The sequence below is a fragment of the Adonisia turfae CCMR0081 genome, from assembly GCF_011009555.1.
GTDB classification, from domain to species: domain Bacteria; phylum Cyanobacteriota; class Cyanobacteriia; order Phormidesmidales; family Phormidesmidaceae; genus Leptothoe; species Leptothoe turfae.
This window is the reverse complement of the sequence record NZ_QXHD01000004.1, coordinates 4593528-4608036: the sequence shown is the minus strand read 5'-3', so window position 1 is coordinate 4608036 and position 14509 is coordinate 4593528. Positions and strand designations below refer to the sequence as shown.

Genomic DNA, 14509 nt, shown 5'->3' with positions numbered 1-14509 from the left:
TTACAAACATGTCGCCAGCGGCTGAGTGCCATCTGACCAAAAACTGAATTTTTCATAAGACTTTTCTGAGAGTAGCTGAGTGACTTGGGTGATGCCGATCAGGGGAGTGGGCCATGGTTTGGTGGAAGCTTTAGAGGTTGAGACGGCGGGTGGTGCGATCTCATTTCCATGCGTTACACATTTCCCGCGTTACATCGGGTAGACTCAGCCTCGAAAGCTAATACCACTCATCGGGGTAGATGCCTGTTTCAAATTCTCCATGAAACAGGGGACTTAAACGACTCACCAACTGCCCAACAAAATCAGATGAAAGTGGATTCTCTGGAAGCCGTTTTCCCCCTGTTGTCTGAGAGTTTCTGCACCGGGACGGTTTGAATATCGGGCAGTGGATTCGATGGTGAATCCTTATCTGAAGAAGCTACCCATGTGTTTTGGGGAGGCCTTAGAACGGCTTGCCGATGATGAGGTCATTAAGTCGGCATTGCCCGGTGAAATGTATCGTCTCTTTGACGAATACAAACGAGATGAGTGGATACGCTTCCTGGCTACCACCAGTGATTGGGATGTAGAAAACTATCTTTACTGCCTACCTTAAGAGTGGGTTCGTAAACTAATATGCTGGCCCTCCAAAGGATGTTGGCCATCCGCCGCAAGATTGTGATAGTCCCGCAAGAAATAGACAGCCCCACCTCGGCAGTTTCCATAAGCTGAAACTGTCGAGGAAATTTCTGGGAGTGGCGCGATCGCATCATCTATCAAAAATTTTTTACTCTGTTGCGATTTCATCTCCCTATATAGTTTCCGAAATATCACTATAGCGACCCCTCAAATTAGGAGACTCAACCCATGTCAACCACAGCTAGCTTCCAAATTATCTTACTCTTGGCAACATTGTTATGTTCTCTCGTGGCAGGCTTCCTTTTTGCGTTTGCCTCAGTCGTTATGCCAGGAATTAAAACGTTAAATGATCGGGAGTTTATCCGGGCTTTTCAAGTGATCGACGGAGTTATCCAAAATAACCAGCCGATATTTGTCGCCACCTGGGTTGGTTCAATCGTAGCGTTGTTGGCCGCTGCCGGATTGGGTATTGGGCAACTGGATGGCATGCAGAGTATGCTGTTGCTTGTAACTCCGCTGCTCTATATCCTTGGCGTCCAATTACCCACATTCACAATTAACGTCCCGCTAAATAACAAACTCCAAATGCTACAGATCGATGCCATGGAGGGAACGGCGCTCAGAACCGCCCGTCTGCACTTTGAACCTCGTTGGAATCAATGGAACGTAAGCCGAACCCTATTAGCGAGCCTGACTTCAATCTTGTTGATGGTTGTCCTCTTTCAACTTTGAACCCTTCACCATTTGGAAACAGCATCAGGAAACAGTGTAAGCCAATGGTAAGCAACCTGTTCTGCAAAGGTGGCAGCATTGTCAGTATGGATGTTTATCTGTTTCTGTATTTGCTGGTCTAGATTGGGATAGTGGGTATCAATCCAGTCACTTTTCGCCGTTAGCCAATCCACAATAATCTCTGGGGTAACTTCCAGGTGAAACTGAAACCCATAGATATTGGTGCCGATGCGATAGGCTTGATGCTTACAAATATCGTTGGTCATTAACAATGTTGCTGGCCCTGGCAGATCAAATGTGTCGAAGTGCCACTGCATAATGTGCAGATTGACAGGGCAATTTTTTAGCCAGGGCTCTGTGACGGCATCTGTCACCACCGCCAACGGAGAAAATCCCAATTCTGGTGTACTGTGGGGATATACCTGAGAACCAAAGGCTCGGGCAATTAACTGAGACCCCAGACACACACCCATGGTGGGCTTGTTCTCAGCGTGAAATTGATGAATCAGAGTAACCACCTGCTGTAAATGAGGATACTTGTCATCCTCATGGGCATTCATATGTCCCCCCAGGATAATTAGCCCTGAAAACGCTCCTTCAGGTAAGTTGGGTTGCTGTTCTGGGAACCAGGTGGTCAGTTCAGCACCCTGATAGATTAAATGGTCTCCTAAAATGCCAATGGGATCTCGAACACTGTTTTGAATAACTAGAATTTTCATTGCGATCGCAATCTTCAACCTATAGTTTGATGCCAACAGGCGGTTAGCTAAAAGCCATGCTAGCGATATTACCCATATCAAACTGTCCTCAAGTTGACTAAATGAATAGTCACTATTGTTACATTTGTTATGATAAGCGACAGCTATTTATCAAGGCTGAACTCTTGTAATCGCTATGATTTATAGGTCAAGCAGCTTGATTAAGTGTGATGCTTCATCAGATGGTAGCCACAGCTACAAAAGCTGCCTATTACTGCTGTTTTACTGAGGGAGCATAGCCTATGGATCCTCAGATTATGGTAGGAACGCAGACGCAGACGCAAACACTGGTCGAAAAAGCAAAAGAGCTGGGCATTAAATTTTTTCTGGTTTCATATACTGACCTGTTGGGCGGTACCCGGGCAAAGCTGGTGCCAGCTACCCAGATCGCTTCCGTAGAAAAGTGTGATTGCCGATGAGAAGGATGTTGCAGAACGTCCTTGCTACGATCAGATCAATCTTATGCGCCAGTTTGATCTGATTTCTACGTTGGTGAACTACATGGAATAGCTGGGCTGGAGACCTATCACCACCATCAAGCTGACAGCATTGTGGCGGTGGGTGGCGGTGCACCCATGGATGTGGCCAAGGCCATTGCCCTGGTTGGTATTTTGCCCCTACGGTGTTAACTAATGTTACCCATGGGATGACGGTCATGGGTTCGGCTCTACACTTTCCACCCTGGGCATCGCTAACTTTCTACAACCCCGCGGCTGGCATTTGAGGAAGGTATAGAAAATGACTGGTTAGAGATTTAGACGACGGGTGATGCGATCGCCATAATTCCTTAACCTAGCCTGCCCATATTGCACCTGACGTCGCCAGTCAGAACAGCTACACCAGGCCTGGTAAGCTGGTATCGCCACCTCATTCAAAAACTGTTGCCATCGCTGAGTAATCACTTCTGGAGTATAGTGAATGGAGCGGATTTGTCCTTTTTTGACAATCCTTGCCCGCAGTAAGCTATCTTGTCGCAGTCTATCTAAACAAGACAACAGTTCTGCCATAGAGTTAGCTTCTAAATAGTTCACACCAGCAGTACCCACCGTTTGGTAGGCCAGCTCTCGACCCACTATGGCTGGAACACCCGCTAACCAGGCATTATAAAGTTTAGTGGCAGGCTTACGACGATAGCCAGGACGCTTCAGATTAAACTGACGCACCGCCACAATCGCATCAATGTTTCGATAATCATTCCAGCGAGTATCCACGGCTTGATGGCTATCCCACACATTAGTATTAATTACAGGTAGCCAGTTCAGGCCGCGCTGCTGTAGCTGTTTCTCCCACTCTGGTTCCATGAGCTCAGCAGCTAAACTGTTGCGATGTCCTAAAAATGCAATAGTTTCAAACCGATTTTTTCGCTCTGCCAAACGAGGCTGTAGTCCAGGTTGCGGCCAATGGGGTATGAAATAACAACCTAACCATCCAACTGCCTCACAAGGATTTTGTACCACATGGAATTGGGCCTGAGCGCATAACGTTGCCTCTGCCTTCAAACAAATAAGCAACCGATGGGCACCGGGGCGAATATTCCCTCCCCGAGTGGCATTGGCATGAAAGAGAACAATGCCCTCCTCAGGCAGTTGATCAGTTAGCCGACAGGCAACCCCTGCTTCCCGTAGTTTGAGATACGTCTGTACAGTCCAGGCATAAATCCCTAACCCAAATCCCGACCAGTTCTCAGCACTTGAGAAGGGTAACTGAGTAGGCCAAAATGTCGTCGGAATGTAAAAGCAAATATCAACAGACGCAGAATTCTTCAAACTTCCCCAGGAATTTGTAAATGGTTACGATAATTTTATCAGTTAGCCCACTGTGGACTCAAAGTCGCACGGCTAATCCCATCAAAATCCACTATAGGCGTAAGACTTCTCGAAGAGTAGGGGTTGAGTGATCGGTAAAAGGTCTATATCCAGAGCCCCACAGCCAAGTTGTCGCTTCAGCAGACAGCCCTTGATTAGCGCTGGGTTTTGAACCCAGCGTGGGTTATTGTCCCATCACCAACATGAGTGCAAGATCTAAGACAAATGAAACACCTAAGCCTTGTTCGGGAATCTTAGGGTCAGCTCAAGCATGTTCAGCTTGTACAACATCAACATTATTGTTACTAAGGTTGTTGGTTAAAATGAATAACGTCAAAGAGTCTATTCAAAGCTCACTATCTGTCGATGGTGCGATCGGAGCTGCTATTGGAGATTGGTCTACAGGATTTTCCCTAGGTCAGGTTAGTAAAGATGAAGCTACATTCTCCTCAATGCAGCTAGAGCAAGCAATTGCCCTCAACTCTGAAGTGATTAAGGCTAAAAACAGAGCCCGTGAGGGTCTAGGAATCACATCACCCATCGAAGATATTCTCATCAGCTTGAAGAATCAGTATCACTTAATTCGCATTTGTGAAGCCCTTGAAGGTGTCTTCTTTTACATGGTGATGGATCGAGAAAAAGCAAATTTAGGTCTAGCTCGTATTAAGCTACGCCAGATTGAGCAAGCCCTACAAGTTTAGTAATCAAAGCTAGGTAGCAAAATAAATTACATTAGGTTGCTCCTAACTCCCATAGCGTCAGATAGCTCTCCATTAGTTTATGTCCAGAACGGCTGTCAATCGTTCTGGATTTTTGCTGTTGCTGATCTAGGGAATGCATCGATCCAACAGACTTGTCCGAAGCCAGCATTTTTCAGATTAAACCTTCCCTACAAGTACTGGAAACTAGCATTCGTGGTTGCCTCACCCCCTCTAACTCCCCCTTGGTAAGGGCAGGGCTATTTCATTGTCTAGACGGAAAATTTGAAGGTATTGAAAGCTCATTTGAGGAAAGACATGCCCTACTTGGAAGTGGGCCAAACAACAATGCGATAACCTGATTAATCGACCCCGCCGTAACCCTTAAGTTAATGCCATTGAGGACAACCTAGGCGGCTGGGTCTTAGGGCGGCCTCCCGGCCCTAACCATGGGGGTTTGGGGAACTCGGAGGGACCCCAAGCAACCGGTTTTGGCTCCCTCCGATCATATTTCGATTCAGTATGAACGAAGTAATAAGCCTTACAGATTTTCTCTGGTGAACATGAAACGACCCTGCTTGGTAAGGGGGAGGACTGGAGTTTCACCCCTTACCTTAGCTTTAGCCCATGCCCGGAGGGCTTTAGGGGGGTAATGCAGGATTCTGAACTCTCTGCCGAGATGTGTGTACATTATATTGCACATTGCCACAACAACAGTCCTCTGGAAGAGAACATAGACTAGAATCGCCTGGTCCCCTGATTCTTCCCAACAGAAGAACCAGGGGACCAGGCTGAAACTAAACACCCAGAGCCAAGATTACACTCTCTTACTTGCTAAGACTTTGATTTTAGTAATCAACGAATTTTTAAGTCTTTCATAGTCTGTGGCTGATCCGGAAGTGGGCTTTGGAAAAAAGTCTAGTGCTCCTGCCTGCATTAAGTTATAGATATTGTCTACATCGCCTGGGTGTACAGTATTACTTACCACCAGAATCGGTCGAGGAAATTCAGACATGACTTTTTTCGTAAACTCTAGACCATCCATTTTGGGCATCTGTAGGTCGGTACAGATAACATCTGGCATTGTTTGAGCAATTACTTTCAAGCCATCAGAGCCATCTTGAGCGGTACCAACAACATCTACCTCGGGTGATGAATCGATTAACCGCTGTAGAATTTGTAAGGCAATGGCAGAATCTTCAACTAAAACAACTTTAATGGGGTTAGCCATGGTTAAATTAAACTCCTAAGAGTAGTGAGAAGTAGACTTTGGTCAAAATCACCTTTGGTGATGTAGGCATTGGCTCCAGCGTCAGCACCACGCTGTTTATCTTCATCTTTAGCCAATGTTGTAACTAAGATAATGGGCAATTTTTCATATTGTGCCTCCTGACGAATACGGGTCGTTAATTCCAGGCCACTGAGATTGGGCATTTCCACATCAGACACCACAGCATCATAGGAATCTCCTGTTTGTAGTTTATTGAAGCCATCAAGACCATCGACCGCTGTTGTTACCTGATAGCCCGCCCCTTCGAGAATCCGTCTTACCTGGGTACGAATCGGAATCGAGTCTTCCACTAGCAGGACTTTCGGTTTAACCGCTATAGGCTCCCAATCAGTAACCTTAGCGCCGATTTTCTCACCTCTGGAAGATTTAATCAGGTCCTGGGGGCTGAGTACCATACAGACTTCCCCTGATCCCAAAATAGTTGCGCCAGAAATATTGCGTACTTGTTTAAGGAGTTTGCTATGGGGCTTCAACACAATATCCTGTTGATCGATTAGGTTATCAACAAATATGCCTAATTGGCTAGGTCCAACTTTAAGGACAACACAGGGGACTGATGGGTTAACGCTATTCAGCTGAGGTTGGGTAGCTACTGATACAGGCAATCCCAACAGATCTGTCAACCAGGCAACAGACAATGGATTCTCTCGAAATGTAATTGCCGGATTGCCATCAAGGGTGAAGATATCCTGGGGGATAACCCGCATCATGTTTTCAATAGATTCAACAGGAATGGCATAGGATGCCTGGTTAGCTTCAACAATCAAGGCCGATTCTGTGGCTAAACTGGTGTTGATGGTGAATCGAAATGTACAGCCTTGACCAGGGGTGGAATCCACTTGAATAGTTCCCTTCAGGCGCTCCACATTAACCCGTACAACATCTAATCCCACACCCCGACCAGAAATTTCAGTGACAACCGTTCGAGTGGAAAATCCAGGCGTGAAGATCAAGTATTGAAGTTCCTCATCGCCCATCTTGTCCAACTGGGCTTCGGTATAGAGTCCCCGGCGCAGAGCTGTACGTTTAATGCTTTCTAAACTAAGACCACGACCATCATCAATGACTTCAATTTCAAGGCGATTATTTCGCTGTCGAGCCTTGATGCAAATTGTAGCCATAGAAACCTTATCCATGGCAATGCGCTCGCTTGGAGCCTCAATTCCATGGTCAATGGCATTACGGATAAGATGGCTCAACGGTGCCTTCATCTCTTCTAAGATCCGTTTATCTGCCTGAATATCTTCTCCCTCAATGACTAAATTAATGCTCTTTCTCTGCTGTCTTGCCAAATCCCTGACCATACGAGGGAAAAGGTTAAACATACTGGACAATGGCACCTGGCGCAGTTTGAGAATCCCTGATTCTAAATCATTAGAGAGGGTCTCTAACTGGGCAGAGTCTTCATAGGAGGTATTTCTGAGCTGCTTTAAGAGATCGCCTAGTTGATCTAGACGCTCGTCTGTGGTTTGTTGTAAGGCCTGTATCGAATTTAGGGCTTGGTCTGTTGATTGTGCATTCTCCAGACTATTCAACGTTAATTTTTGCTTTAAACTATCACGAACCCAGTTCTCCCAGAACAGAAGCACTTGATCAATATCATCCATCCGACGAGTAATCCGTCGTTTGGTCACAGCTAACTCACTGGCTTGGGTCATTAAGGTATCAAGCTTAGTGGCTTCAACCCGAATAGTGTCAATGTGATAGCCCTCATGTGACATCGTCTCAGACTGAGATGGCTGCTGAGTGCTTTCTTGGGGGTCGTCTGGAGTTAGCGATCTGGAGATAGGGGGGGCGTCAGCACCTATGGCTAAGGCCGTCTCCTCTTCTAAGGCTGTCTCCTCTTCTATGGTTGGCGGAGGGGGAATAACAACACTGGTTTCGTCTGGAGTAGGTCGTTTGAGGACAGAGTGCTCAAGATTAGCGCCCATGCCTAAGGTCGTCTCTTCCTCTTCTATGACAGGAGGCGTGATGACGGCAACAGAGTCGTTATAGTCAGGCTGTGGGGGCGCATTGGTGGGCATCCATTCCAGCATGGCCCGCTCCTCAGCAGCAGGGGCAATGGTGATTGGCTCAGAGGCTTCTCCAGCATTGATCAGCTGAGCCATCACATGAAACACACTGACATTTGACGCTTCCCCCGTAAAGGCCTCATGGGCAATTTTGCGGATGGCGTCTAACCCCTGATAGAGACAATCACAGAAGGCAGGTGTGACATCTCGTTCCCCTTTTTCGACACCACTTAAGAGTTCCTCTAATTGATGTGTTAAAGTTTCCGCTTCCTGGACACCTAACATGCGGGAGTCTCCCTTTAACGAGTGGGCAGCCCGCAATAGATTTTTTAGATTATTTAGATCATCTGGATTTTTTTCTAAATGTAGAAACCCAGCTTCTAAGTTGTCTAAATGGTCTTTACTTGCGTCTCGATAGAGCGTTCGCAGTTCTTCATCTTCGATAAACATGATATTTCTTGATGAATGGGGTAGATGGGGTGAGATGATTAATCTCTCTACCCCACAACAGAAGGTTAGATTGCGACCTGTAGTTCTTTGGCAATCGTTTTCAGTGTTTCGGTGGAGTCTTGTACTTTACTCACTGCACTAACGGTCTCTTTTGCTCCCAAGTTAATGGTGTTCATCGCAGAGACAGCCTGCTGTACACCAACCGCCTGCCGTTTTGCAGTTTGGGCGATCTGTTGAGAGTTGTTATAGACTTCGTTAATCGCTTCTGCAATCTGATTAAAGACATTGGCGGTATCTTTTGCGGTTTCAATACCTGCTTTTGCTGTTTTCGTCCCTTCGTCTGTCACCATTACCGTGCTGTTAATGGAGGACTGAATCGCTTCTACCAGGGTACCAATCTTACTGGCTGAGTCACGACTTTGGTCTGCCAGCTTTCGAATTTCACCCGCAACCACCGCGAAACCCTTTCCTTGTTCACCGGCTCGGGCTGCCTCTACCGCTGCATTTAGGGCTAACATGTTCGTTTGGTCTGCCACGTCCGCCACCAGGTTTGAAATGATCGAAATCTGGTCGGTTTGTTCACTCAGCTGCATAATCTGATCTGCGATCGCACCCACCTTAGACTGTAGCTCCTCAATCTCCTGTACCGTGTTTTCCACCGCCTGGCTTCCAGTTTCCGATAGGGTCAGGGCTTCACGGGCACCGTCAGCAGAGGTATCCGCCTTTTGAGCCGCCTGGAGTGACGCCGCACCCAGGTCCTCAATGGTAGAGGTGGTTTGGGTTACCGATGAGGTCTGTTCTGTGACAGCCTGTTCCTGCGCTTCAACCGTTGCCGCAATATCTGAAGAACTGTTAGCCACCGATGCAATCGAGGTTTGCAGTAGTTTCGCTGTCCGCAAAACAAGCCAGAAAATAAAGCCCAGTACCGCAATGTCAAAGATAAAAAACGCCAACTGCGTGTTACCTACTTCTTTAATGTGCGCCACCGTAATGTTCTCCGCTGCCTGTACAGCTTTATCAGTGTCTTCAAAGAAGGTTTCACTGTCTTTGATCAACTGAGTCTTTTGACTAGGATCTCTACGATATTCAAGAACATCTGCCTTTAATACCTCCCAGTTGGCATCAACCTTTTCCATAGCATCGACAAACGTCTTATCCTTCTGCTTATGCAGCTTCAGCTCTTCAGAACCGTTGAGCAGACCATCAATATGAGTATCGATTTTAGTGATCAGTTCATCACTGGGTTGGCCATGGATTTCCAGTTTAACAAGTCTTTGGCTAGCTCCGCGAACAATACCTGCTTTGTTTACCATAGAACCATCAAACTCACCCTCCTGAGTTCGAACATTTTCAAAGATGGTTACACCTGCGGTCAAAACAGCCAGTCCGATAATACTGTATTTGAGCTGTGCAGTAATTCTCATGGGATCGATCCTAAGTTAGATTGCAAATAAATTGGTCAAGAACGTTGAGAGTGGTCGGTAGCACCAGGGGCTTGCTAGGCTGCTTGATCAACAATTAACCCCCCATCCGAAAAGAGCTTAGGGAGGTCAAGAATACTCAAGTTTTTCTCACGGTAGCGTGTGGCCCCTTGGAAAAATACTTGAGAATGCTGAGGTAACGCTGCAGGCATAGAAGCAATGTCTGATGGGGGAATATAGATTACATCCAGCACTTGATCAACCGTTATACCAGCAGCAATATCATCAACCTCAATCACAACAGCCTTAGGCACTTCGTCCACTGCCTGAGAGATATTCAACGCCCCTCGAATATCAATTAAGGTCATCACTTCTCCGCGCAAATTAATGTTGCCCATAATGTGGGGAGGGCAACAGGGAATGGCCCTGACATTGCGCACATTAATAAATTCCCGCACCCGTTGCAGATCTAGGCCAAAGTATTCCTCCTCTAATCTGAATACGGCCAAAGGCAACAACTTATTAATATCAGCCCCAGAGCTTTCTAGGGAATGGACGAGGGCATCGGCCCTCTGGCGAAAAATCTGCCGTTCCTCTGACGAAATATTCGGACAATACAGTGAGAAAAAGTTGGTGATAATAGGCATCTGTTGGGCTTCAAATACCTGCTCATTTGGATAAGCCGTCGTACCGTCAGACTCGACATCATCCAGTTTAGACTCTAAGGCTATGGTCTCTACTGCATCCGTTTGGCGAATTAATGTCTCTGGGTTCAACAATGTGATCAGACTATCATTGACCTTAGCAATACCTGCAGCAAATGCCGTATGGGCATGCTCCCTCAACTCATAGGTGGGAACCGCTTCAATGATAGATGGCGACAAAGACTGAACATCATAAACCTGGTTGACCACCATACCAACCTGCAAACCTTGCCACTCAATAACAATAATACTGTCACTAAGCTGACAAAGGGGACTGCCCTGCCCTAAGCGCTTCGCGAGATGCATAATCGGCAGAATTTTGCCTCGAAAATTCAGAATACCAATAATATCGCCTGGCGCATCGGCAATCGGTGTTAATTCGGGAAGTTTCAAAATCTCTCGAACTTGAGAGGTTTCAATGCCATACTGCAAATCATCAAGTTCAAAAAACAAGTAGGATTGGTTGTCCATCATAGCTATTTAACGATAAAAGTGTTATGACATCACCGTAATGGGAGCATACTTTGTCAAAACCTCCAACAGTTTTGGACGATCAACTGGTTTGGTCAAATAATGGGTTGAGCCAACAATTTGCCCTCTGATTTTATTAAACATTCCATCTTTAGCAGTGAGCATCACAATTGGCAGATCCCGAAATCGACCAATGCTGCGTACGGTTCGACAAAGTTCTAGTCCATCAATGTCAGGCATCGTTACATCCAACAGCATTAGTTCGATTTTTTCCTTATTTAATAGGCTAAGAGCATCCATGGCATTGCTCGCCAATAGCACATTATATTGCTCGCCAATAGCCCGTTTAATCATGGTTTGTACCACTAAGCTGTCATCAACACTGAGAATCGTAGGCCGATTCTCAGCGACTGCGTTAGCGGTAGGAATGGCGGGACTATGTGTACTCTTTTCTAAAGAATTAACATTAACTTTCTGCGACTCATTCGTTGTCGGAGGTTGATTAATAACTGTTTTCTGAGGCTTTTGAAGCGCAGCCAGATACTTCTCTTGTTCAAACGTAATCCAGTCCATTTGAACAAGTTTGCGATACTTATGGGCAAGTTCCAGGGGATCTAGATTGATGTGGTGGGCAATATCATACAGCGTGCGCTGACCATCTATCCATTGGGGTACATGTTGCTTGGCCCAATCATCGGTGATCGTTTGGCGACTATGGTTAAGCTGATAAGGAATGGCATTGGCTGCTGGAATTACATCCGCTAGGGACGCCCATACCTGTTGTCGCTGCATGAACTCCAGTTCAAGCTGATCCCACGTAAATCCATGACCATCGTCTCCATAGGTAAGATCCACGGCAACAGACCTATTTAATACGATCTTGCCAGCGTAGGGAAAGATTTGTTCTAGGGTTAAGATGACTTGCTTGCGCATATATCTTTCGATATCGTCCCAGGCAAATAACTTAAGTCGAATAAAAAGTTCTAGATATTTACGTATAGAGGTCTGATCATCAATTCTTTTCTGGGCAAGCTGTAAAGCCGTTGCCATGATTTCTAAATCGAACTGTTGCCCCAGCGCTTTGGAAAAGTTCGTTGGATCAGGTAGTGAGAACCCACAATACGTAAGTTCTCCATTATGCAACACTAAAACAGTAGGATGTTTCTTCTGGAGAACATTTGGCAGTAGCTCTACATAGGCAACTCCACTAAAATTACTATGTTGCAATTCTAAGATTGAATCGCCTAGCTGTTTAGGTTTAAAGTGAAGCATCAATCCTCTCCTATGGAAAATTTGGAAGATTCTAAAATCTTTTTATGGCGTAGCCATTGCCATGATCTGCAATCAGAGTCTCTACGTACGTGAATCTACGATAACTATCAATGCGGCCAGTTAAAAATCGCACGGTCCAAGTAAGCAATGGGTTCTCATTAGCTATCAGACATTGGGGTTTCTTTTCCGGTTTTGGACATTTGGCGAGCGTTCAAATTTCGGTTCGAGGAGTTAAGCCGAGGAGACTGGACCCGTCCCCAAAGCTTTTAGGAGATGGGGGCGAACCCCAAAAATCAAACGTGTTGTTCACGGTTTATAAAGGGTGAAGCGCAGGACTTAATCAGCGTCAAACTAACGCATTAATTTTCTCTCGCCTAGGATCTAGAAGAGGATAAAAATGATCTTATGTTGCCAACAAACTGATGAACATATCGACCATTTTGGCAGTGATTTAGATGGTAAAGCATTCGAACAAGCGATCAATTTAGCTTGACATTAATTATTAGTTAACAACAAGATTAAGATGAAAATGTTTAATCTCATTGTTGATTTGATATGGTTAAAGTGCCCACTAAATTAAAAGATGAACATGGAAAGTAGGTGTGATAATTTAACCTAAAAAAAACTTAACCAAGGGAGTGTACAGGGATCAAGCATGCGAAAATAGCCATAGCCTATGAAAATCTTTTATTACCAACGACGGGATGGCCAACCTAATTTTGGTGATGAGCTGAATAGGTGGTTGTGGCCCCAACTCCTACCAAATTTTTTTGATGATGATGAATCCACCCAATTTATTGGTACAGGGACATTATTGAATCATCGATTGCCAGAGCGCACGGCCCATGCACAGCGTCTGATTATATTTAGTAGCGGTGCAGGCTATGAACAGCCTCTGACCGAAATTCCGCCCCATTGGCACATTGCCTGCGTTCGGGGGCCGTTATCGGCCCGTCGTCTAAAACTACCTCGCCAAAAAGCAATTACAGATGGAGGCATCCTGGTGCGTCGTTGCTTCTCTCCCATCGGCAAAAAAGTGTTTTCCCATGGGTTTATGCCCCATATTCACCATGCTAATTTTGCCGATGGCATCTGGAAATCCCGATGTGAAGAGGTGGGTATTGGTTACATTGATCCTCGTTGGCCCATAGAACAGGTCTTAGAGGCCATTAGCTGTATTGATGTTTTACTAGCGGAAGCAATGCATGGGGCGATTGTGGCCGATGCTCTCAGAACGGCTTGGATTCCTATGATTACCAGCCCCAGAATTCTGAGTTTTAAATGGCAAGACTGGTGCGCCTCAATCGCTGTGCCCTATCGTCCCCAGAGATTGTTACCCCTTCCAGACTATCCAAACTATGCGAGGGGATTGCGCTCGTCATTACAGGCAGGATGGCTGCGGGCTAAGTGGGGACAGCAGATATTGTCATCTCAGCCGACAAAACTTCTGTCCCCGTCTGCGGCAGATACGTTAGCCAGGGTGATTAAACATGGTCGACCGGTTTTGAGTACGGACAATACCATTGAGCGATTGACTATGAAATTAGAAGAAGCATTAAGTTCTCTAAAGCAACCTATAGCTTGGTAAATTGTTAGGCGGGTTGCTTAACACAGGGAAGAAAGGCTGACATCAGGAAAATCAACATGAATTGATTCTGTTTAGCTAGACTAAAGGCAAAGCAGAATTTTCCCTTTAAAATATGTCTCTCATCGCCTTTTCCCAGTATGTTCCGCGCAAGCGGGGGCTAACGGTTGCTCTGCTTGTAACGTTAGGGCTGTGGGCGGCTCCAGCCGAAGCCGCCACCCTTGTTTTAGAAAATCTAACATTCAGGGAAGTTACAGGTGATTTTAGAATTACAAGGGGAGAAAGAACGTCTGATGCCTTAAGAATTTTTCAAGATGTTACGGGGCCTAATATAGATCTGTTCTTATCCATTGAAGGACTACGTAGGGAGGGGTTGATCGGGTTTCGTCTAGAGTCAGTGGTGACCAACCGCACTAACACGCCTTGGGTGTTTTTTGACCATGAGCTACAGGAACAGTTTCGGGTGCCTAGCCCTGAGGAAGATGGTTTATCCTTTGCCCAAGGTATTCCCAGTGTTAGGCCACGCTCCAATGCCTTTTCAGTGGTTGATGAAGTTACGGATGTGCGAGACTTTGTGAACTTTACGGGGGGCGTTGTAAATCCTAATCAGACGGTTACCTTTCGCTATTTCATTCTGGACAATGCTCCAAATGATCTATTTTTCCTGAGGCAGCGTCCTAACTTTGCGCCTG

The 14509-nt window shown here is 45.9% G+C and carries 13 protein-coding genes and 2 pseudogenes; 7 read left to right on the top strand and 8 right to left on the bottom strand.

Annotated features, from left to right (window positions below; translation table 11 throughout):
• Positions 1–340: 340 nt before the first annotated feature.
• A pseudogene (locus DXZ20_RS23810) lies at positions 341–595 on the top strand (glutamine synthetase); the annotation flags it as partial.
• Here DXZ20_RS23810 and DXZ20_RS23805 read toward each other — a convergent pair.
• Entirely contained in the window at positions 592–786 is a 195-nt protein-coding gene (locus tag DXZ20_RS23805; protein ID WP_163701336.1) for a hypothetical protein, read from the bottom strand. The pseudogene DXZ20_RS23810 and the gene DXZ20_RS23805 overlap by 4 nt on opposite strands.
• A gap of 60 nt (positions 787–846) precedes the next feature.
• On the opposite strand from DXZ20_RS23805, the gene DXZ20_RS23800 reads away from it, so the two are divergent.
• On the top strand, positions 847–1350 hold the full coding sequence (locus DXZ20_RS23800) for an anthrone oxygenase family protein (protein WP_163701333.1): 504 nt from the start codon (positions 847–849) through the stop codon (positions 1348–1350).
• Between the two features lie 5 nt (positions 1351–1355).
• On the opposite strand, the gene DXZ20_RS23795 is transcribed toward DXZ20_RS23800, so the two are convergent.
• Positions 1356–2069 carry a type 1 glutamine amidotransferase gene (locus tag DXZ20_RS23795; protein WP_163701330.1) on the bottom strand — a complete coding sequence of 238 codons (714 nt, stop codon included), beginning with the start codon at positions 2067–2069 and terminating at the stop codon, positions 1356–1358.
• Positions 2070–2365: 296 nt separating this feature from the next.
• Between DXZ20_RS23795 and DXZ20_RS23790 the strand changes: the two are divergent.
• Positions 2366–2615, top strand: a pseudogene (locus tag DXZ20_RS23790) (type III glutamate--ammonia ligase); the annotation flags it as partial.
• Between the two features lie 44 nt (positions 2616–2659).
• Entirely contained in the window at positions 2660–2737 is a 78-nt protein-coding gene (locus DXZ20_RS23785; protein ID WP_348918292.1) for a hypothetical protein, read from the top strand.
• Between the two features lie 117 nt (positions 2738–2854).
• On the opposite strand, the gene DXZ20_RS23780 is transcribed toward DXZ20_RS23785, so the two are convergent.
• Positions 2855–3874, bottom strand: coding sequence for a glycosyltransferase (locus DXZ20_RS23780; protein WP_250565900.1), 1020 nt, complete (start codon positions 3872–3874; stop codon positions 2855–2857).
• 362 nt (positions 3875–4236) lie between these two features.
• On the opposite strand from DXZ20_RS23780, the gene DXZ20_RS23775 reads away from it, so the two are divergent.
• Positions 4237–4614 carry a hypothetical protein gene (locus DXZ20_RS23775; RefSeq protein ID WP_163701328.1) on the top strand — a complete coding sequence of 126 codons (378 nt, stop codon included), beginning with the start codon at positions 4237–4239 and terminating at the stop codon, positions 4612–4614.
• An 814-nt stretch (positions 4615–5428) separates the two neighbouring features.
• Here DXZ20_RS23775 and DXZ20_RS23770 read toward each other — a convergent pair.
• The 5 genes from DXZ20_RS23770 to DXZ20_RS23750 all read right to left on the bottom strand — a co-directional run bounded on the left by DXZ20_RS23770 (position 5429) and on the right by DXZ20_RS23750 (position 12232).
• Positions 5429–5842 (bottom strand): response regulator, encoded by a 414-nt coding sequence (locus tag DXZ20_RS23770; RefSeq protein ID WP_163659268.1) that lies wholly within the window; start codon positions 5840–5842, stop codon positions 5429–5431.
• A gap of 2 nt (positions 5843–5844) precedes the next feature.
• Entirely contained in the window at positions 5845–8364 is a 2520-nt protein-coding gene (locus DXZ20_RS23765; RefSeq protein WP_163701326.1) for a hybrid sensor histidine kinase/response regulator, read from the bottom strand.
• 65 nt (positions 8365–8429) lie between these two features.
• On the bottom strand, positions 8430–9788 hold the full coding sequence (locus DXZ20_RS23760; RefSeq protein ID WP_163701323.1) for a methyl-accepting chemotaxis protein: 1359 nt from the start codon (positions 9786–9788) through the stop codon (positions 8430–8432).
• A gap of 74 nt (positions 9789–9862) precedes the next feature.
• Complete coding sequence (locus DXZ20_RS23755; protein WP_250565899.1) at positions 9863–10963, bottom strand: chemotaxis protein CheW; 1101 nt, start codon at positions 10961–10963, stop codon at positions 9863–9865.
• Between the two features lie 21 nt (positions 10964–10984).
• Positions 10985–12232: a response regulator gene (locus DXZ20_RS23750; RefSeq protein WP_250565898.1), complete on the bottom strand. Its 1248-nt coding sequence runs from the start codon at positions 12230–12232 to the stop codon at positions 10985–10987.
• Positions 12233–12908: 676 nt separating this feature from the next.
• On the opposite strand from DXZ20_RS23750, the gene DXZ20_RS23745 reads away from it, so the two are divergent.
• Positions 12909–13820 (top strand): polysaccharide pyruvyl transferase family protein, encoded by a 912-nt coding sequence (locus DXZ20_RS23745; RefSeq protein WP_163659271.1) that lies wholly within the window; start codon positions 12909–12911, stop codon positions 13818–13820.
• Positions 13821–13932: 112 nt separating this feature from the next.
• Positions 13933–14509: hypothetical protein (locus DXZ20_RS37730; protein ID WP_250565897.1), on the top strand; the 577-nt coding region annotated here is incomplete at its 3' end.